Here is a 19253-nt window from a genome sequence, read left to right as displayed (position 1 = left end):
GCGTCGGCGCGCATCTGCGCCTCGCGTTCGCGTTCCCGCTCGCGCGCCTCGGCTTCCTCGCGCTCGCGGCGCTTGGCAGCCAGTTCTTCTTCCTGGCGGCGGATCAATTCGGCCTGGCGGCGCGCTTCTTCCTCACGGCGGGCCAGTTCGGCTTCGTCGATGTGCGGCGGCGCGGGCGGCTGCGGCGCGGCGGCCTCGGGCGCCTCGACCACGGCCGTGTCGCTGCCGTCTTCTCGCTTGACGAACGTGCGCTTTTTGCGCACCTCGACCTGGATGGTGCGTGCCTTGCCGGTGGCGTCGGCCTGCTTGATCTCGCTGGTGGATTTCTTCACCAGCGTGATCTTCTTGCGCTCGGCCGAGGCCGTGCCGTGGCTGGCCTGCAGAAAGCCCAACAGCTTCTGCTTGTCCGCCTCGGTCAGCGCATCGCTGGGGGCGGACTTGGCCACCCCCGCGCTGCGCAACTGCTCGAGCAGGGTTTCGGTGGATTTCTTGAGCTCTGTGGCGAACTCGGCGACTGTGTTGCTTGACATGTGTTCTTCAGTCCTCCCATCACTCGTGCGCGGCGGCCGCACCGGTAAACCAGTGTTCGCGCGCCTTCATGATCAGGGTCTTGGCCTCGTCCGCGGACTGGCCGGTGATGTCTGTGAGTTCGTCCAAGGCCAGGTCGGCCAGGTCGTCGCGCGTGTGCACGCCCGCGTCGGCCAATTGGCCGATCAGTTCAGGGCTCAGGCCGTCGAGGTCGCGCAGGTCCTGCGATACCTCTTCCACGCTTTCCTCGTGTGCGATTTCCATCGTCAGCAAGGCATCTTTGGCGCGGGTGCGCAGCTCGTTCACGGTGTCCTCGTCGAAGGACTCGATCTCCAGCATTTCCTGGATCGGCACGTAGGCCACTTCTTCCAGGCTGGTGAAGCCCTCGACGATCAGGATGTCGGCGATTTCCTCGTCCACATCCAGCTTTTCCATGAACAGCGCGCGCAGCCCCTGCTGCTCCTCGGCCGTCTTCTGCGCCGACTCGTTGGCGTCCATGATGTTGATCTTCCAGCCGGTGAGCTCGGAGGCGAGCCGCACGTTCTGGCCGCCGCGGCCGATGGCGATGGCGAGGTTCTCCTCGTCCACCACCACGTCCATGGCGTGCTTCTCTTCATCCACGACGATGGAGCTGACGTTGGCCGGCGCCAGCGCGCCGATCACGAACTGCGCCGGGTCCTCGGACCACAGCACAATGTCCACGCGCTCGCCGGCGAGTTCGTTGGTGACCGCGTTGACGCGCGAGCCGCGCACGCCCACGCAGGTGCCGATCGGGTCGACGCGCTTGTCGTGCGACACCACGGCGATCTTGGCGCGCGAACCGGAGTCCCGGGCGCAGCTCTTGATCTCCAGCAGGCCCTGCTCGATCTCGGGCACTTCCTGGCGGAACAGCTCCATCATGAACTCCGGCGCCGAGCGCGAGAGGATGATCGGCGCGCCGCGCAGGTTCAGGTCCACTTCCATGATCATGGCGCGCACGCGGTCGCCGTTGCGCAGGTTTTCCTTGGCGATCATCTCGCTGCGGCGCAGGCGGCCTTCGACGCGCCCGCTCTCTACGATGATGTCGCCCTTGTCCATGCGCTTGACGGTGCCCACGAAGATCTTGTCGCCGCGCGACATGAAGTCGTTGAGCAGCATCTCGCGCTCGGCGTCGCGGATCTTCTGCAGGATGACCTGCTTGGCGGCCATGGCGCCGATGCGGCCGATCGGCACCGATTCGATCGGCTCTTCGATGTGGTCGTCGACCTCGATGTCGGAGAGCTGTTCCTTGGCTTCGAACAGCAGAATTTCCTGGTCGGGCAGCTGCAGGCCGGCTTCGTCGGGAACCACGTGCCAGCGGCGGAAGCTCTCGTACTGGCCGGTGTCGCGGTTGACCGACACGCGGATATCCACCTCGCCCGGGTAGAGCTTCTTGGTGGCTTGCGCCAGCGCGGCTTCGACGGCGCCGAACACCACGTCGCGCTCCACGTTCTTTTCGCGCGAAATGGCATCCACCAGCATCAACAATTCGCGGTTCATGTCACGACTCTCCTGCAACTGACTTGGGCCTGCGGCCCTTGAAATCCACAATCGGCGCCAGCCGGGCTTCCTTGAGCTCGTCCAGCGTAAATCCAAGCACCTGCAACGTCGCAGGCTCCTTCTTCCTGCGCGGCGGCTTCTTGCCGGGGTCCGGCTCCGGCTCGTCGCTCCAGACGATCTGCCAGCCCGCTTCGCCGTTGCGCTCCAGCGTGCCGCGGAACTTGCGGCGGTTGGCCGCCACCGGGCCACCGGCCGCCGCGGTGCCGATCGGCGCCTTCAGCGTGACGTCGACCAGCTCGCCGGCGAAGCGCTCGAAATCCACAGCCTTGCGCAACGGCCGATCGATGCCCGGCGAGGACACCTCCAGCCGCTTGTAGTCGACGGTTTCGACTTCCAGCGTGTACTGCAGCTGGCGCGTGACGCGCTCGCAATCCTCGACGTTCACCGACTTCTCGTCTCCGGGCTGCCACGGCAGGTCGATGGTGACGCGCAACGTTCCGCCGGCGGAACGTTCCAGTTCCACCAGCTCGTAGCCAAGACCAGTCACGGTCTGCTCGACGATATCCTGCAGCGCCACTTACCCGATGTACCTTTAAAAGCGTTAGACCAAAAAAAACGGGCGGTTGGTACCCGCCCGTTTGGTCGTGAAGCAAGGATTGTACCGCGCGGGATACAGTTTTTCAAGGCCTCACAACGGGTTTTGCACTCAGACCGCCGCCATCACCAGTGCCTGGGTGTACGGGTGTTGCGGCGCGCCCAGCACCTGCTGGACCGTGCCGGCTTCGACGATGTGCCCGTCTTTCAGCACCAGCACATCGTGCGCCATGGCGTAGACCACCAGCACGTCGTGCGTGATGAGCAGGTAGCTCAGGCCCTTCTCACGTTGGAGCCGCTGCAGCAGTTTCAAGACCTGCTTTTGAATCGTGACGTCCAGCGCGCTGGTCGGCTCGTCGAGCACTAGCACCTGCGGCTGCACGATCAGCGCGCGGGCGATCGCCAGCCTCTGCCGTTGCCCGCCGGAGAACTCATGCGGGTAGCGCTCCAGCAAACCGGGGAACTGCCCCTCGATGAGCCCGACCTCGGCCAGCGCCTGCCGCGCGCGCTCGCGCCGCCCGTCGATGGACAGCGCCGGCTCGTGCACCAGCAGGCCTTCGCCAACGATCTCCTCCACCGTCATGCGCGGCGACAGCGACGAGAACGGGTCCTGGAACACCACCTGCACCACCCGGCGGATCGCGCGGTTCGCCGCCGCGTCCGGGCCCCACTGCCGGCCGACGACTTCCAGCTGGCCGCGGTGCGGCATCAATCCCAGCGCCGCCAGTGCCAGGGTGGACTTGCCGGAGCCGGACTCGCCGACCACGCCCAGCGTGCGCCCTGGCCGGATGGCGAAGCCAGCACCGCGCACGGCAACGAACTCGCCCTTGCGGAACCAGCCGCGCACGCCCGGAATCGGCACCGGATAGGCGACCTGCAGGTCCTGCGCCCGCATCACGGGTTCGGGTGGAGCATCGTCCTCGCCCGCGTCTTCTTCCACGTCGCGCTCGGGCCGGCTGTCCACCAGCTTGCGCGTGTAGGCGTGCTGCGGGTCGGCGAACACGCCGGCCACCGGCCCCTGTTCCACCAGATGGCCGTTCTCCATCACCACCACGCGCTGCGCGAATTTGCGCACGAGGTTGAGGTCGTGCGTGATGAGCAGCACGGCCATTCCGGTCTGGCGCTGCAGGTCGCTCAGCAATTCCAGGATCTGCAGGCGCAAGGTTACGTCCAGCGCGGTGGTCGGCTCGTCGGCCAGCAGCAGCCGCGGCCGGCTGGCCAGCGCCATGGCGATCATGGCGCGCTGGCGCTGCCCGCCGGACAGCTGGTGCGGAAACGCATTGGCGCGCCGCGCCGGCTCGGGAATGCCGGTGGCGGCCAGCGCTTCGATGGCGCCGTCCCAGGCCTGGCGCTTGCTCAGCCCCTGCTTGAGCTGCAGCACCTCGGCCACCTGGTCGCCCACCGTGTACAGCGGGTTCAGCGCCGTCATGGGCTCCTGGAAGATCATGGCGATGTCCTGCCCGCGAACACCGAGCAGCTGCCGCTCCGACAAGGCCAGCAGCTCCAGCCCATCGGGCTCGCCGTCGCGGCCGAACAACCTGGCGGACCCGCTCACCCGCGCGTTCTGCGCGAGCCGCACGAGGCTCAGCGCGGTGATGGTCTTGCCCGAGCCGGACTCGCCCACCAGCGCCAGCTTCTCGCCCGGCGCGATGGAAAAGCTCACGCCACGCACCACTTCCTTGTCGCCGAAGGCCACGCGCAGGTCGCGCACGTCGAGCAACGGCGCTATGCCCTCACCCCGGCCCTCTCCCGGAGGGAGAGGGTGAGCATCGCGCTGCGCGTCGCTCACGATTGGGCCTTGCGCGGATCGAGCGCGTCGCGCAGCGCGTCGCCCATGAAGGTAAGCAGCAGCAGCGTGACCACCAGCACCGCGAACGTGGACAGCGAGATCCACCAGGCGTCGATGTTGTTCTTGCCCTGCGACAGCAGCTCGCCCAATGACGGCGTGCCCGGCGGCACGCCCAGGCCCAGGAAATCCAGCGAGGTCAATGCCAGGATCGCAGCGCTCATGCGGAAGGGCAGGAAGGTCACCACCGGTGTCATGCTGTTGGGCAGGATATGGCGCCACATGATGCGGCCGTTGCCCACGCCCAGCGCGCGGGCTGCGCGCACGTAGTCCATCTGGCGGTTGCGCAGGAACTCGGCGCGCACGTAGTCGGCCAGCCCCATCCAGCCGAACAGGCTCAGCAGCACCAGCAGCAGCCCGATGCTGGGCGACAGGATGGCGCTGAAGATGATCAGCAGGTACAGCTCCGGCATCGAAGCCCAGATCTCGATGAAGCGCTGCATCGCCAGGTCGGTCTTGCCCGCGAAGTAGCCCTGCACGGCGCCGGCCAAGATGCCAAGCACCGTGCCCACCGCCATCAGCGCCAGGCCGAACAGCACGCTGACGCGGAATCCGTAGATCAGCTGCGCCAGCAAGTCGCGGCCGCGGTCGTCGGTGCCGAAGAAATTGTCGACCGAGGGCGCCGCGGGGCTGGGCGACTTGGCGAAGTAGTTGATGGTCTTCGGCCCGTACGGATTGGGCGCGTAGAGCGCCCAGTTGGCACCGCTGGTGATGCGCTTCTGGATGAAGGGATCGAGGTAGTCGGCGGGCGTGGGAAAGTCACCGCCGAAGGTTGTTTCGGAATAGTCGTGCAGCACCGGGAAATACAGCTGTCCTTCGTAGTGCACGACCAGCGGCCGGTCGTTGGACAGCAGCTCCGCGACAAGGCTCAGCGCCACCAGCAGGCCGAACAGCACCAGGCTGTAGAACCCCAGCTTGTTGCGGCGAAAGCGCTGCCAGGCCCGGCGGCCTGGAGAGACGTGGACATACGCTTCGCGGCCACCACGGAACGGGCTTTGCCCGGCCGCTGGTGGCGCCCCCCCGGGGGGGAGGCGGCCGGAGGCCGCTTCGGGGGGGCTAGTCAAATCTGACACGCGGATCCACCAGAACATAGGACAGGTCGCTGATCAGCTTGGTCACAAGGCCGATCAGCGTGAACAGGAACAGCGTTCCGAGCACCACCGGGTAGTCGCGCCGAATCACGCTTTCGTAGCTGAGCAGGCCGAGTCCGTCGAGCGAGAACAGCGTTTCGATCAGCAGCGAGCCGGTGAAGAACGCGCCGATGAATGCGCCGGGAAACCCGGTCACGATCGGGATCAGCGCGTTGCGGAACACGTGCTTCCACAGCACCTGCCGCTCGGCCAGCCCCTTGGCACGCGCCGTCAGCACGTACTGCTTGCGGATTTCCTCCAGGAACGCGTTCTTGGTCAGCATGGCCGTCATCGCGAAACTCCCGAGCACCATGGCCGTGACCGGCAGCGTGATGTGCCACAAGTAGTCCACGATGCGCGCGGGCCAGCTCAGGTCGGCCCAGTTCGGCGAGGTCAATTCGCGCAGGGGAAACCATTGCAACTGGCCGCCGAAGATCACCAGCAGCGCCACACCCAGCACGAAGCCCGGAATGGCGTAGCCGAAGAGCACCAGCAGCGTGGTGACGAAGTCGAAACGCGAACCGGCGCGCACCGCCTTGGCCACGCCCAGCGGCACGGCCACGCCATAGCTGATGAAGAAGGTCCACAGGCCGAGGCTGATGGACACCGGCAGCTTCTCGACGATCAGCTGGCTGACGTCCTTGTTCTGGAAGAAGCTCTTGCCCAGGTCGAAGCGCGCGAACTGACCGACCATCTGCACGAAGCGTTCGTGCGGCGGCTTGTCGAAGCCGTACAGCGCCTTGATCTGCGCCAGCCGCTTGGGGTCCACGCCCTGGTTGCCGCGGTAGCTGGAGCCGCCGGACTCGAAGCCCGAACGGCCGGCGGCGGCGCGCGCGTCCGACAGATACTGCTCCACCGGGCCGCCCGGCACGAACTGGATGACGGCGAAAGTGACGAGCAGCACGCCCAGGAGCGTGGGGATCATCAGCAGCAGGCGCTTGAGGATGTAGGCGAACATGGGTCAGGGCCTTTGCTGCGCGGCGGTGCGCGACCACCAGGTGAACATCGTCCATTCCTCGGCGGAGGCATACGGTGGCATGGGCTCCTTGAACGCGATCTTGCTGCTGTTGTAGACCAGCCGGTAGGCCAGCAGCGTCCACTGCGGGATCAGGTAGTGGCTGTGCATGATGACACGGTCCAGGGCGCGGCAGGCGGGCAGCAGGTCCGCTTTGCTCTTCGCCGAGCCCGCGACGGCCACCAGGGCGTCGACGGCCGCGCTTTTCACGCCCATGAAGTTGCCCGAGCTCTCGGTGTCGGCCGCCTTGCTGCCGAAGATGTCGGCCAGCTGCTGGCCGGGGTTGTGCGTGCCGGGAAAGTTGATGGACGTGACGTCGAACTCGAACTTGTCCAGCCGCTGCTGGTACAGCGCGAAATCGACGGCCGAGAACTTCACGTCGACACCCAGCTTTTCCAGGTTGCGCACCCAGGGCGCCACGGTGCGCAGGCCGGTGTCGCGGCTGTCCAGGAATTCCAGCACCATCGCGTCGCCCTTGGCATTGCGCAGCGCGCCGTTGCGGTACTCCCAGCCGGCAGCCTTGAGCAGGGCCTGCGCGCGGCGCAGGTTGTCGCGCAGCGAATGGCCCGGGCCGGTGGTGGTGGGCGGCTCGTACATGGAGCCGAACACCGCGTCCGGCACCTTGCCGCGCCACGGCTCCAGCAGCGCCATTTCTTCGGCGGATGGCGTCCCCGTCGCGGCGCAGTCGGTGTTGCCGAACAGGTCCCGCACGCGCGGGTAGCCGTTGTAGAACATCTGCCGGTTCATCCAGTCGTGGTCCAGCGCCAGCCCCAGCGCTTCGCGTACGCGCGCATCCGACAGCGCGGGCCGCCGCGCATTGAGCACGTAACTCTGGAAGCCGGCTGGCTGGCGGTTCGGGAATTCGCGCTTCACCAGCTCGCCGCTGTCGAAGCGGCGGCCGGTCACCCGGCGTGCCCAGTCGCCCGCCGAATAGAAACTCATCATGTCGAACTCGCCGGCCTTGAGCGCCTCCAGGCGGGCCGTGCTGTCCTTGTAGATCTTGACCGTGATGCGCTCGAAGTTGTGCTGCCCGCGCTTGACGTTCAGGTCGCGGCCCCAGTAGTTCGCATCGCGCACGTAGGTGATGTCGCGCCCGAAGCGCACCGGGCCGATCCGGTACGGGCCGCTGCTGATAGGCGGGTCGGTCACCACCTGGTCGAACGGCTTGGCGCGCCCGTTCTGCAGGCCCCAGGCCCGGCTGAACACCGGCAGGCCGCCCACCGTCAAGGGCAGCTCGCGGTTGGGCTTCTTGAAGCGAAAGCGCACCGTGCGCGCATCCACCACGTCGCAGCCGGCCACATCTTCCAGCAGCGACTTGTAGCTGGGCATGGCGTAGGGGCCGATCAGCGTCTCGTAGCTGTGCTTCACGTCGGCCGCCTCCACCGGGCTGCCGTTGTGGAAGCGCGCCTGCGGGCGCAGCCGGAAGGTGGCGCTCAGGCGGTCGGCGGCGACCTCCACGTCCTCGGCCAGCAGGCCGTAGCCGGACGCCGTTTCGTCCATCGAGCCGGTGAGCAGCGAGTCGAACATCAGCGCAGCCAGGTAGGCCGGCGCCGATCCCTTGATGGTGAACGGGTTGTATTTGTCGAAGGTGGACACGCGCTGGTTGCTCACCAGAAGCAACTCGCCGCCCTTGGGCGCCGCTTCATTGGCGTACTCGAACGCGGCGAAGCCCGCCGGATATTTCAGGTCGTCCCAGAGCGCATAGCCGTGCGCAGCCCAGACCGGAACGGCCACCATCGCCACGGCCGCAAAGACCAGCAAACCTCGCATGCGACAATTCTGACGAGTTTTTTCAAGAGAGAGACCCATGGGCTTCCTGACTGGCAAGAAATTGTTGATCACCGGCGTGCTGTCCAACCGCTCCATCGCCTACGGCATTGCCCGGGCGTGCCACGCGCAGGGGGCGGAGCTCGCCTTCAGCTACGTGGGAGAGCGTTTCAAGGACCGCATCACCGAATTCGCGGCCGACTTCGGCTCCAGCATGGTGTTCGACTGCGACGTCGGCGACGACGCGCAGATCGCCAAGCTCTTCAGCGATTTGTCGCAGACCTGGCCGAAGTTCGACGGCTTCGTCCACAGCATCGGCTTCGCCCCGCGCGAAGCCATCGCCGGCGACTTCCTGGAAGGCCTGTCGCGCGAGGGCTTCAAGATCGCCCACGACATCAGCGCCTACAGCTTCCCCGCCATGGCGAAGGCGGCTCTGCCCTACCTGAATGAGAAGTCGGCGCTGCTCACGCTCACGTACCTGGGCGCGCTGCGCATCGTGCCCAACTACAACACCATGGGCCTGGCCAAGGCCTCGCTGGAAGCCTCGGTGCGCTACCTGGCGGGCGCGCTCGGCCCCAAGGGCATCCGCGTCAACGGCATCAGCGCCGGCCCGATCAAGACGCTGGCGGCCAGCGGCATCAAGGACTTCGGCAAGCTGCTCGGCCTGGTGGCCAGCGCCGCGCCGATCCGCCGCAACGTCACCATCGAGGACGTCGGCAACGTCGCCGCCTTCATGCTGAGCGACCTGGCCGGCGGCGTCACCGCCGAAATCACCTACGTGGACGGCGGCTTCAGCCACGCGGCCATCGCCATGAGCGAGGCCTGAGCGGCCTTCGCGGTTCAGTCGGGCCTGACGCAATCGGCGTAGTACTGACGCTTGCCGTCCGGCCCCTCTTCCTCCACCAGCCCGTGGATGTCCGTGCCGAAGCCCGGGCACTCCGCGTTGAAGGCGCGTGAGAACTTCAGGTAGTCGACGATCTTCTTGTTGAACACCTCGCCCGGGATCAGCAGCGGAATGCCGGGCGGATATGGCGTCACCAGGCTGGTGGTGATGCGGCCTTCCAGGTGGTCGATCTGCACCCGCTCGGTCTTGCGGTGCGCGATGTAGGAGAACGCGTCGCTCGGCTTCATGGCCGGTTCCAGGTCGCTCAGGTAGATGTCGGTGGACAGCCGCGCGATGTCGTACTTGGCGTACAGCTCGTGCACGTACTGGCACAAATCGGCCAGCCCCATGCGCTCGTAGCGCGGAAAGCGCTGGCAGAACTCCGGCAGGATCCGCCACATCGGCTGGTTCTTGGCGTAGTCGTCCTTGAACTGCTGCAGCGCCGTGAGCAGCGTGTTCCAGCGGCCCTTGGTGATGCCGATGGTGAACATGATGAAGAAGCTGTAGAGGCCGGTCTTCTCCACGATGACGCCGTGCTCGGCCAGGAACCGGGTGACGATGGACGCCGGGATGCCCGTCTTGGCGAACTTGCCGTTCATGTCCAGGCCGGGCGTGACGATGGTGGACTTGATCGGGTCCAGCATGTTGAAGCCTTCGGCAAGGTTGCCGAAGCCGTGCCACTTGGCCGCGCGCGCCTCGCCCTTGATGATCCAGTCGTCGGCGCGGCCGATGCCCTGGTCGGCCAGCTTCTCCGGGCCCCAGACCTTGAACCACCAGTCCTTGCCGTACTCCTGGTCCACCTTGCGCATGGCGCGGCGGAAGTCCAGCGCCTCGATGATGGATTCCTCCACCAGCGCCGTGCCGCCGGGCGGTTCCATCATGGCCGCGGCCACGTCGCAGCTGGCGATGATGGCGTACTGCGGGCTGGTGGAGGTGTGCATCAGGAACGCCTCGTTGAACAGGTGGCGGTCCAGCTTGTTCTCCTGGGCGTCCTGTACCAGCACGTGGCTGGCCTGGCTGATGCCGGCCAGCAGCTTGTGGATGGACTGGGTGGAGTACACCAGCGACTTCTGCGGCCGCGCGCGCTTCTTGCCCATGGCGTGGAAGGTGCCGTAGAACGGGTGGAAGCACGCGTGCGGCAGCCAGGCCTCGTCGAAGTGCAGCGCCTCGACATAGCCGTCCAGCATGCCCTTGATGGTCTCGGTGTTGTACAGCACGCCGTCGTAGGTGGACTGCGTCAGCGTGAGGATGCGCGGCTTGACCGTCTCGGGATCGACGCCGGCCAGCAGCGGATTGGCCTTGATCTTGGCCTTGATCGCCTCGGGCGTGAACTCGCTCTGCGGGATCGGCCCGATGATGCCGAAGTGGTTGCGCGTGGGCTTCAGGAACACGGGGATGGCCCCGGTCATGATGATCGAGTGCAGGATCGACTTGTGGCAGTTGCGGTCCACCACCACCACGTCGCCCGGCGCCACCTCGTGGTGCCACACCATCTTGTTCGAGGTGGAGGTGCCGTTGGTCACGAAAAAACAATGGTCGGCGTTGAAGATGCGCGCCGCGTTGCGCTCGCTGGCCGCCACCGGGCCGGTGTGGTCCAGCAGCTGGCCCAGTTCGTCCACCGCGTTGCACACGTCGGCGCGCAGCATGTTCTCGCCGAAGAACTGGTGGAACATCTGGCCCACGGGGCTTTTAAGGAAGGCCACGCCGCCGGAGTGGCCCGGGCAGTGCCACGAGTACGAGCCGTCCTCGGCGTAATCGAGCAGCGCCTTGAAGAACGGCGGCTGGATGCCTTCCAAGTAGGACTTGGCTTCGCGGATGAGGTGGCGCGCCATGAATTCCGGCGTGTCCTCGTACATGTGGATGAAGCCGTGCAGCTCGCGCAGGATATCGTTGGGCAGGTGCTGCGAGGTCTTGGTTTCGCCGTAGATGTAGATCGGCACCTCGGTGTTCTTGCGCCGCACCTCCGCGATGAAGTTGCGCAGGTTCAGCACCGCGGGGTCGAGGTCGGGACCGGGCGTGAACTCCTCGTCGTCGATCGACAGGATGAAGGCGCTGGCGCGGCTTTGCTGCTGGGCGAACTGCGACAGGTCGCCGTAGCTGGTGACGCCCAGGATCTCGAAGCCCTCGGCCTCGATGGCCTGCGCCAGCGCGCGGATGCCCAGGCCCGAGGTGTTCTCGGAGCGGTAGTCTTCGTCGATGATGACGATGGGGAAGCGAAACTTCATGGGGACGGACCTCGGCGAGCACAGCCAAAACGCGGACAAGGGGCGAAGTGTATGAAATTCGCGGGGCACCATGGTTGCGCATGCCTGCTTTTCTTCCACAATGCGCCTTGAGCAACTCGGAGGAGCGTACGCAATGGCTGAATCGACGATCTGGTGGCTGCTGGCCGGCGCCGCGGTGGGCATCGAGCTGCTCACCGGCACCTTCTACCTGCTGATGCTGGCCATCGGCCTGGCGGCCGGCGCGCTGGCGGCCCATGCCGGCGCCGGGCTGACCCTGCAGCTGCTGGTGGGCGCCGCCATCGGCGGCGGCGCGGTCGCGGTCTGGCATGCGCTGCGCGGCAGGAAAGCGGCGCCCGCGGCGGCGAACGCGAACCGCGACGTCAACCTCGACATCGGCGAAACGGTCCAGGTGGAGCTGTGGCACTCCGACGGCACCGCCAAGGTGAAGTACCGCGGTGCGCAATGGACCGTGAGCTCGGTCACCGGCGCGCCGCAGGGCACCGGGGCGCACCGCGTGCGCGAAGTGGTGGGCAGCCGCCTCGTCGTGGAAAAGATCTGAGAACAACCAAAGAATGAACGGAACAGCCGCATGACCATCGCCCTCGTCCTCTTCGTCATTGCCGCGATCTTCATCGCGCGCTCGCTCAAGGTGGTACCCCAGCAGCACGCCTGGGTGGTCGAGCGCCTTGGCAAGTACCACACCACGCTCACGCCCGGCCTGAGCATCCTGGTGCCCTTCGTCGACAAGGTGGCCTACAAGCACAGCCTGAAGGAAATTCCGCTGGATGTGCCCAGCCAGGTCTGCATCACGCGCGACAACACCCAGCTGCAGGTGGACGGCATCCTGTATTTCCAGGTCACCGACCCGATGCGCGCGAGCTACGGTTCGTCCAACTACATCGTGGCGGTGACGCAGCTGGCGCAGACGTCGCTGCGCAGCGTGATCGGCAAGCTGGAGCTGGACAAGACCTTCGAGGAGCGCGACATCATCAACGCGCAGGTGGTGCAGGCCATCGACGAAGCCGCGCTGAACTGGGGCGTGAAGGTGCTGCGCTACGAGATCAAGGACCTGACGCCGCCCAAGGAGATCCTGCACGCCATGCAGTCGCAGATCACCGCCGAGCGCGAGAAGCGCGCGCTGATCGCGGCCTCCGAAGGCCGCCGCCAGGAGCAGATCAACATCGCCACCGGCGAGCGCGAAGCCTACATTGCACGCTCCGAGGGCGAGAAGCAATCCATCATCAACAAGGCCCAGGGCGAAGCCGCATCCATCACTGCGGTCGCCGACGCCACGGCGCTGGCGATCGAGCGCATCGCGGCCGCCATCCGCCAACCCGGCGGCGAGCAGGCCGTGCAGCTCAAGGTGGCCGAGCGCGCCGTGGACGCCTTCGGCAAGGTGGCCGCCGATGCCACCACCACGCTGATCGTGCCGAACAACATGAGCGAGGTGTCGGGCCTCATCGCCTCGGCGATGCGGATGATGCAGTCGGGCAAGGCCGGCCTCAGCTGAGGCTGCAAGCTGCCCGGTCCAGGCTCCTGCGGCACTGCTACAATCGCTGGCTTGCTGGAGAGGTGGATGAGCGGTTTAAGTCGCACGCCTGGAAAGCGTGTGAGGGGTAATGCCCTCCGCGGGTTCGAATCCCGCCCTCTCCGCCAGTCTCGATACGAAAAAGCCCCGCACTGCGGGGCTTTTTTCATTGGGCGCAGCGCTTATGCGGCGCGCGCGCGCCGCGACTGCTGCGGGTCCGCGATGATCGATAGCAGCAGGTTCACGTCGGCCGGCTTGACCATGTGGAAGTCGAATCCGGCCTGGGCCGAGCGCGAACGGCTTTCGGCTTCGCCGTAGCCGGTCAGCGCGATCAGCAGCGCGTCGCGGTTCTCGGGCTGGTCGCGCAGCCGGTGCGCCACCTCGAAGCCGTTCATGCCCGGCAGGCCGATGTCCAGCAGCACCACGTCGGGCAGGAACTCCTGCGCGATCTTCAGCGCGGAGGTGCCATCGTTGGCCACCTTGACCTCGAAGCCTTCCATCTCCAGCAGCGCCATCAGCGTCTCGGCCGAAGCCGCCAAGTCGTCGACCACCAGGATGCGGCTGCCGCTGCGCGTGGGCGCCGCGACCGGGTGCAGCGCCCGTGCCGGCGCGGGCTCCTGCGCGGCGGGCATGGCCACCTGCGCCGGCAGCGAGATGGTCACCTCGCAGCCGCGGCCCAGGCCGTCGCTCAGCGCCCACACGCGGCCGCCGTGCAGCTCGACCAGGTGCTTGACCAGCGTGAGGCCGATGCCCAGGCCGCCTTGCGAGCGGTCGAGCGACTGGTCGGCCTGCGCGAACAGCTCGAACATGTGCGGCAGGAATTCGGGCGCGACGCCCGCGCCCTCGTCCTTGACGGCGATGCGCACCTCGCCCGACTGGTAGCTCGCGATGAGCGCGACGCGGGTACACGCCGGCGAGAATTTCGAGGCGTTGTTGATCAGGTTGGACAGCACCTGCGACAGCCGCACGGCGTCGCCGTCCAGCACCACGTCCTCGGGCGGCAGGCGCACGTCCAGGTGCTGCTCGCGGGCGGCCAGGCGCGGCGCCGAAGCTTCCACCGCGCGGTCGACCAGCCCGCCCAGGGTCATGCGCTCGGGCTTGACCACCACCTTGCCCTGCACGATGCGCGAGACGTCCAGCAGGTCGTCGATCAGGCGCGTCATGTGGTCGGCCTGGCGGCCGATCACATCGCGTGCCCAGTTCAACTTGGCCGGCAGGCCGTCGATGCCCTGCATGATGTGCACGGCATTGCGGATCGGCGCGAGCGGGTTGCGCAGCTCGTGCGCCAGCATGGCCAGGAACTCGTTCTTGCGCCGGTCGGCTTCCTGCACGGCGGTGTAGAGGCGCGCGTTCTCCATGGCGATGGAGGCGCGGCTCGCCACCTCGCGGATCAGCGAGACGCGGCTGGAATCGAAGGACTCCCTGGGCCCCAGCAGCGCCAGCGCGCCGCGCACCTCGTCGCCCGCCATCAATGGGCAGATGGCGGCGGCGCGCTCGCCGTTGCGCCACAGGCGGAACTGTTTTTCGCGGAGCACGCCGTCGGCGGCGGCGCGCAGCTCGGCGCTGAATGCCTCGGTGTCGTCGGACGCCGGCGCGGGATGCATCTCCAGCCGGCGCACGCCGCCGTTCTTGTCGGCCAGGCCCAGGATGGCGCGGTCGCCCAGCATGGGCACGCACAGGTCCAGCACGGCGGCGATGGTGTCGTCCAGGTTGAGCGAGCGCGACAGCAGCTGGCTGGCTTCGGCCAGGTAGTCGGCGCGGTGGATGGCCTCTTCCGCCGCGGCACGCGCCGCCTCGGAGCGCGCCAGCTGCTCGCGCTGGGTCGCCTGCACCTGCAGTTGCCGGTTCATGCGGAACAGCTCCACGAACACGCGCACCTTGGAGCGCAGCACCTCGGGCACCACCGGCGACGGGATGTAGTCCACCGCGCCCAGCGCGTAGCCGCGCCGCGCCTGCAACTCGTCCACGTAGGCGGTGATGAAGACGATCGGCGTCTGCGCGGACTTCTTGTACTGCCGGATCAGGCCGGCCGTCTCCAGCCCGTCGATGTCGGGCATGTTGACGTCCAGCAGGATGACGGCGAACTCCTTCTCCAGGATGAACTTCAGCGCCTCCTGGCCGGAGCGCGCGCTGATGATGTTCTGCCCCAGCTCATCCAGGATGGTGCGAAAGACGATGTGCTTTTCCGGCAGGTCGTCCACCACGAGGATGTTGGCCTTTTCCTGGTTGTCCAGGACTGGCGCGGCCGTCATGCCGCCCCCCGCTTCAATGATGCAGCCATGCGCGCAGCACCGTCAGCAGGTCGGCCGTGTTCACCGGCTTGGACAGGTAGTCCCAGGCTCCCGCTTCGATGCATTTTTCGCGGTCGCCCTTCATCGCCTTGGCAGTCACCGCAATCATCGGCAGGCTCTTGCCTTGCGGCAGCTTGCGGATTTCCTTCATCGTGGTCATCCCATCCATTTCGGGCATCATGATATCCATCAACACGACCTGGATGTTGGTATCGCTGGCCACGCGGTTGATCGCCTCGCGGCCGTTGTCGGCCCAGACGATGTCCATGCCGTGTTCCTCCAGCACCGTGGCCAGCGCGAAGATGTTGCGCATGTCGTCGTCCACGATCAGCACGCGCTTGCCGACCAGCGGCTTGCTGGCCTCGTGCACGCCGTTGATGAGCAGCCGCTTGGGCTCGGGCAGCCGCGCCAGGTTGTGGTGCAGCGCGAACAGTGCCATGTCGAACAGCCGGGGCACCGAATCCGCCTCCTGTACCGTGGCGCTCTCGTCGGAGTGCCAGCCCGAATAGTCCGAGTGCCGCAGCCCGTGGTAGAGCACCAGCGGCAGCGGTCCGATGCTGCCGTGCGACGCCAGCACGGGGCGCAGCTGGCCGGGCTGCAGGCCGCCAAAGCCGTCCTCCAGCACCAGGCAGTCGAAGCGGCCGCCGTCCAGCGCTTGCAGCAGCTGGTGGCCGTCGTTGACCAGGGTCACGTCGACCTGCTCGCCGTCCAGCTGCGCCAGCAGTTCGCTGCGGGCACCCTCGTCTTCCAGCGCGACCAGCAGGCTCTTCTGCGTCTGCGACACGTAGGCGTGCAGCCGGTCCAGCATGCCGTCGAGCACTTCCTTGGACTGGATGGGTTTTTCCAGGAACCCGATGGCGCCGGACTTGAAGGCGCGCTCGCGCGAATCGTCGGTGGAGACCACGCACACCGGCGTGTGGCGCAGGCCCAGGTCCTGCTTCAGGCGGTCCAGCACGCGCCAGCCCGCCATGTCGGGCAGGTACATGTCCAGCGTGAGGGCGGCCGGCTTGTACTGGTTGGCCAGGTTCAGGGCGCCCGCGCCCAGCGTGGTGACCAGGCCCTTGAAGCCCTTGGCGCGCGCCGCATCCAGCAGGAAGCGGGCGAAGGCCAGATCGTTCTCCACGATCAGCAGCACCAGGTCGCCCTGCTGCACCGAGTCGCGGTCGTCGTTGGCCGGATTCAGCGCGGCCAGCATCTCCTCGCTTTCCGGCTCCTGCGGCTGCGGCTCGGCCGGGGCATGGACGTTCGGCTGCGGCAGGTGGCTGAACTGCGGCGGCGGCAGCAGGTCGGCGCGGTGGTCGACCATTGACGTGAGGCGGCGCGAGGTGCGCGTGGCCGAGTACACCAGCGGCAGGTAGAGCGTGAAGATGCTGCCCTGCCCTGGTGCGCTGGTCAGGCGGATCTCGCCGCCCAGCAGCTTGGACAGCTCGCGGCTGATCGCCAGGCCTAGGCCGGTGCCGCCGTACTTGCGGCTGGTGGAGCCGTCGGCCTGCTGGAACGCCTCGAAGATGATCTGCTGCTTGTCCGGCGAGATGCCGATGCCGGTGTCCGACACGCCGAAGGCGATCACCTGCGTGGCGCGGTTCAGGTCGTCGTTGTCCGGGGTCCAGCCCGTGTACACCTGCTCGACGGTCAGCGTGACGTGGCCGTTGTGGGTGAACTTGAAGGCGTTGGACAGCAGGTTTTTCAGGATCTGCTGCAAGCGCTTGGCGTCGGTGACCACCGCCGTCGGCAGGTGCAGGCCGGTGCGCACCAGGAAGTCCACGCCCTTGGCCTCGGCCACGTGGCGGAAGGTGCGCTCCACGTACAGCTGCAGGTCCGACAGGCGCAGCTCGTTGATGTCCACCACCACCGTGCCCGACTCGATCTTCGACAGGTCGAGGATGTCGTTGATCAGCATCAGCAGGTCGTTGCCCGACGAGTGGATGGTCTTGGCGAACTCCACCTGCTTGGCGCTGAGGTTGCCGTCCGGGTTCTTGCACAGCTGGTCCGACAGGATCAGCAGCGAGTTCAGCGGCGTGCGCAGCTCGTGCGACATGTTGGCCAGGAACTCGGACTTGTACTTGGACGTCAGCGCCAGCTGCTTGGCCTTTTCCTCCAGCGCCTGGCGGGCCTGTTCCACTTCCTGGTTCTTGCGCTCCACCTCCTGGTTCTGGTGGGCCAGCAGGCGGGCCTTTTCCTGCAGTTCCTCGTTGGTCTGCTGCAGTTCCTGCTGCCGGCTCTGCAGCTCCTGCGCGAGCGACTGCGACTGCGTCAGCAGATCCTCGGTGCGCATGTTCGCCTCGATCGTGTTGATCACGATGCCGATCGATTCGGTCAGCTGGTCCAGGAAAGCCTGGTGCGCCGGGTTGAAGCGCTCCACCGAGGCCAGCTCGATCACGCCGCGCACCTGGCCCTCGAAGATGATGGGCAGCACCAGCACGTTGAGCGGCTGCACCTCGGTCAGGCCGGAGGCGATGCGCAGGCTGTCCGGGAAGTTCGAGGTCAGCATCAGCTTCTTTTTGTCGAAGGCTGCCTGGCCGACCAGGCCCTGCCCCAGCTCGACCTCCTTGCCGTAGGAGCCGTGGCCGTCCGATGCGTAGCTGGCCATCAGCCGCAGCTTGGGCTGCTCCTGCGTGTAGCGCAGCACGTAGAACTCGGCCTGCTGCGCGCCCACCACGGGCGCCAGCTCGGACAGGATCAGGTGGCCCACCGCGACCAGGTCGCGCTGGCCCTGCAGCATGCGCGAGAACTTGGCCAGGTTGGTCTTCAGCCAGTCCTGCTCGGTGTTCACCTGCGTGGTGTCGCGCAGGTTGCGGATCATCTCGTTGATGGTGTCCTTCAGCGCGGCCACCTCGCCCTGCGCCTCCACCGTGATGGAGCGCGTCAGGTTGCCCTGCGTCACCGCGGTGGCCACCTCGGCGATGGCGCGCACCTGGGTCGTGAGGTTGGCCGCCAGCTGGTTCACGTTCTCCGTGAGGCCCTTCCAGGTGCCCGCCGCGCCCGGCACCTTGGCCTGGCCGCCCAGCTTGCCTTCCACCCCCACTTCGCGCGCCACCGTCGTCACCTGGTCGGCGAAGGTGGCCAGCGTGTCGGTCATGGAGTTGATGGTGTCGGCCAGCGAGGCGATCTCGCCCTTGGCTTCCACGGTCAGCTTCTGCGCCAGGTCGCCGTTGGCCACGGCCGTCACCACCTTGGCGATGCCGCGCACCTGCGATGTCAGGTTGCCGGCCATGAAGTTCACGTTGTCGGTCAGGTCTTTCCAGGTGCCGGCCACGCCCTGCACATAGGCCTGGCCGCCCAGCTTGCCTTCGGTGCCCACTTCGCGCGCCACGCGCGTCACTTCGGAGGCGAACGACGAGAGCTGGTCCACCATCACGTTGATGGTGTTCTTCAATTCGAGAATCTCACCCTTCACGTCCACCGTGATCTTCTTCGACAGATCGCCGGCGGCCACCGCCTTCGTCACGTCCGCGATGTTGCGCACCTGGGATGTCAGGTTGCCGGCCATGAAGTTCACGTTGTCGGTCAGGTCCTTCCAGGTGCCGGCCACGCCCTGCACGTAGGCCTGGCCACCCAGCTTGCCTTCGGTGCCCACCTCGCGCGCCACCCGCGTCACTTCCGAGGCGAACGACCGCAGCTGGTCCACCATGGTGTTGATGGTGTTCTTCAGCTCCAGGATTTCGCCCTTCACGTCCACCGTGATCTTCTTGGACAGGTCGCCGGCGGCCACGGCCGTCGTCACGTCCGCGATGTTTCGCACCTGAGCCGTCAGGTTGCCGGCCATGGAGTTCACCGAGTCGGTCAAGTCCTTCCAGGTGCCGGCCACGCCTTGCACGTCGGCCTGGCCACCTAGCTTGCCTTCGGTACCCACCTCGCGCGCCACGCGCGTCACTTCCGAGGCGAAGCTTCGCAGCTGGTCCACCATCGTGTTGATGGTGTTCTTCAG

At 66.8% G+C, this 19253-nt stretch carries 13 protein-coding genes and 1 tRNA gene; 4 read left to right on the top strand and 10 right to left on the bottom strand.

Going from position 1 to position 19253, the window contains the following annotated elements:
• From H0U68_RS15270 to H0U68_RS15240, 7 genes are all read right to left on the bottom strand, one after another.
• On the bottom strand, nt 1-530 hold a 530-nt coding region (locus tag H0U68_RS15270), incomplete at its 3' end, for a translation initiation factor IF-2 associated domain-containing protein (protein WP_296357053.1).
• 19 nt (nt 531-549) lie between these two features.
• Nucleotides 550-2046: a transcription termination factor NusA gene (gene nusA / locus H0U68_RS15265; protein ID WP_296357051.1), complete on the bottom strand. Its 1497-nt coding sequence runs from the start codon at nt 2044-2046 to the stop codon at nt 550-552.
• Between the two features lies 1 nt (nt 2047).
• Nucleotides 2048-2623, bottom strand: a complete 576-nt coding sequence (rimP, locus tag H0U68_RS15260; RefSeq protein ID WP_296357048.1) for a ribosome maturation factor RimP — start codon at nt 2621-2623, stop codon at nt 2048-2050.
• Nucleotides 2624-2752: 129 nt separating this feature from the next.
• Complete coding sequence (locus H0U68_RS15255) at nt 2753-4360, bottom strand: dipeptide ABC transporter ATP-binding protein (protein WP_296357045.1); 1608 nt, start codon at nt 4358-4360, stop codon at nt 2753-2755.
• A gap of 65 nt (nt 4361-4425) precedes the next feature.
• A complete protein-coding gene (locus H0U68_RS15250; RefSeq protein WP_296357043.1) occupies nt 4426-5559 on the bottom strand; it encodes an ABC transporter permease in 1134 nt (377 codons plus the stop codon).
• The gene (locus H0U68_RS15245) at nt 5543-6574 is read right to left on the bottom strand and encodes an ABC transporter permease subunit (protein ID WP_296357042.1); all 1032 of its coding nucleotides are present in this window, start codon (nt 6572-6574) and stop codon (nt 5543-5545) included. Before H0U68_RS15245 ends, H0U68_RS15250 begins: the two co-directional genes overlap by 17 nt.
• A 3-nt stretch (nt 6575-6577) precedes the next feature.
• Nucleotides 6578-8401 (bottom strand): extracellular solute-binding protein, encoded by a 1824-nt coding sequence (locus H0U68_RS15240; RefSeq protein WP_296357040.1) that lies wholly within the window; start codon nt 8399-8401, stop codon nt 6578-6580.
• A 37-nt stretch (nt 8402-8438) separates the two neighbouring features.
• Between H0U68_RS15240 and fabI the strand changes: the two genes are divergently transcribed.
• Nucleotides 8439-9224 carry an enoyl-ACP reductase FabI gene (gene fabI, locus H0U68_RS15235; protein ID WP_296357038.1) on the top strand — a complete coding sequence of 262 codons (786 nt, stop codon included), beginning with the start codon at nt 8439-8441 and terminating at the stop codon, nt 9222-9224.
• A gap of 14 nt (nt 9225-9238) precedes the next feature.
• Here the strand turns inward: fabI and H0U68_RS15230 are convergent, their stop codons facing one another.
• Nucleotides 9239-11506 (bottom strand): arginine/lysine/ornithine decarboxylase, encoded by a 2268-nt coding sequence (locus tag H0U68_RS15230; RefSeq protein ID WP_296357036.1) that lies wholly within the window; start codon nt 11504-11506, stop codon nt 9239-9241.
• 133 nt (nt 11507-11639) lie between these two features.
• Between H0U68_RS15230 and H0U68_RS15225 the strand changes: the two genes are divergently transcribed.
• The 3 genes from H0U68_RS15225 to H0U68_RS15215 all read left to right on the top strand — a co-directional run bounded on the left by H0U68_RS15225 (nt 11640) and on the right by H0U68_RS15215 (nt 13162).
• Nucleotides 11640-12065 (top strand): NfeD family protein, encoded by a 426-nt coding sequence (locus H0U68_RS15225; protein WP_296357035.1) that lies wholly within the window; start codon nt 11640-11642, stop codon nt 12063-12065.
• Nucleotides 12066-12095: 30 nt separating this feature from the next.
• Entirely contained in the window at nt 12096-13016 is a 921-nt protein-coding gene (locus H0U68_RS15220; RefSeq protein ID WP_296357033.1) for a stomatin-like protein, read from the top strand.
• Nucleotides 13017-13072: 56 nt separating this feature from the next.
• Nucleotides 13073-13162 (top strand) — tRNA-Ser (locus H0U68_RS15215).
• A 54-nt stretch (nt 13163-13216) separates the two neighbouring features.
• Here H0U68_RS15215 and H0U68_RS15210 read toward each other — a convergent pair.
• Nucleotides 13217-15286 carry a response regulator gene (locus tag H0U68_RS15210; RefSeq protein WP_296357031.1) on the bottom strand — a complete coding sequence of 690 codons (2070 nt, stop codon included), beginning with the start codon at nt 15284-15286 and terminating at the stop codon, nt 13217-13219.
• A 13-nt stretch (nt 15287-15299) separates the two neighbouring features.
• Nucleotides 15300-19253 (bottom strand): response regulator (locus H0U68_RS15205; protein ID WP_296357028.1); only part of this gene is annotated, 3954 nt, incomplete at its 5' end.

This window comes from Ramlibacter sp., assembly GCF_013697775.1.
Lineage (GTDB): Bacteria > Pseudomonadota > Gammaproteobacteria > Burkholderiales > Burkholderiaceae_C > Ramlibacter.
This window is presented reverse-complemented; position numbering and strand designations above follow the sequence as displayed.

Excerpts from the sequence above, each read along its gene's own strand:
- H0U68_RS15245 (WP_296357042.1), bottom strand. The coding sequence starts at position 6,574 with ATGTTCGCCTACATCCTCAAGCGCCTGCTGCTGATGATCCCCACGCTC.
- H0U68_RS15230 (WP_296357036.1), bottom strand. The coding sequence starts at position 11,506 with ATGAAGTTTCGCTTCCCCATCGTCATCATCGACGAAGACTACCGCTCC.
- H0U68_RS15225 (WP_296357035.1), top strand. The coding sequence starts at position 11,640 with ATGGCTGAATCGACGATCTGGTGGCTGCTGGCCGGCGCCGCGGTGGGC.
- fabI (WP_296357038.1), top strand. The coding sequence starts at position 8,439 with ATGGGCTTCCTGACTGGCAAGAAATTGTTGATCACCGGCGTGCTGTCC.
- H0U68_RS15240 (WP_296357040.1), bottom strand. The coding sequence starts at position 8,401 with ATGCGAGGTTTGCTGGTCTTTGCGGCCGTGGCGATGGTGGCCGTTCCG.
- H0U68_RS15210 (WP_296357031.1), bottom strand. The coding sequence starts at position 15,286 with ATGACGGCCGCGCCAGTCCTGGACAACCAGGAAAAGGCCAACATCCTC.
- H0U68_RS15220 (WP_296357033.1), top strand. The coding sequence starts at position 12,096 with ATGACCATCGCCCTCGTCCTCTTCGTCATTGCCGCGATCTTCATCGCG.
- nusA (WP_296357051.1), bottom strand. The coding sequence starts at position 2,046 with ATGAACCGCGAATTGTTGATGCTGGTGGATGCCATTTCGCGCGAAAAG.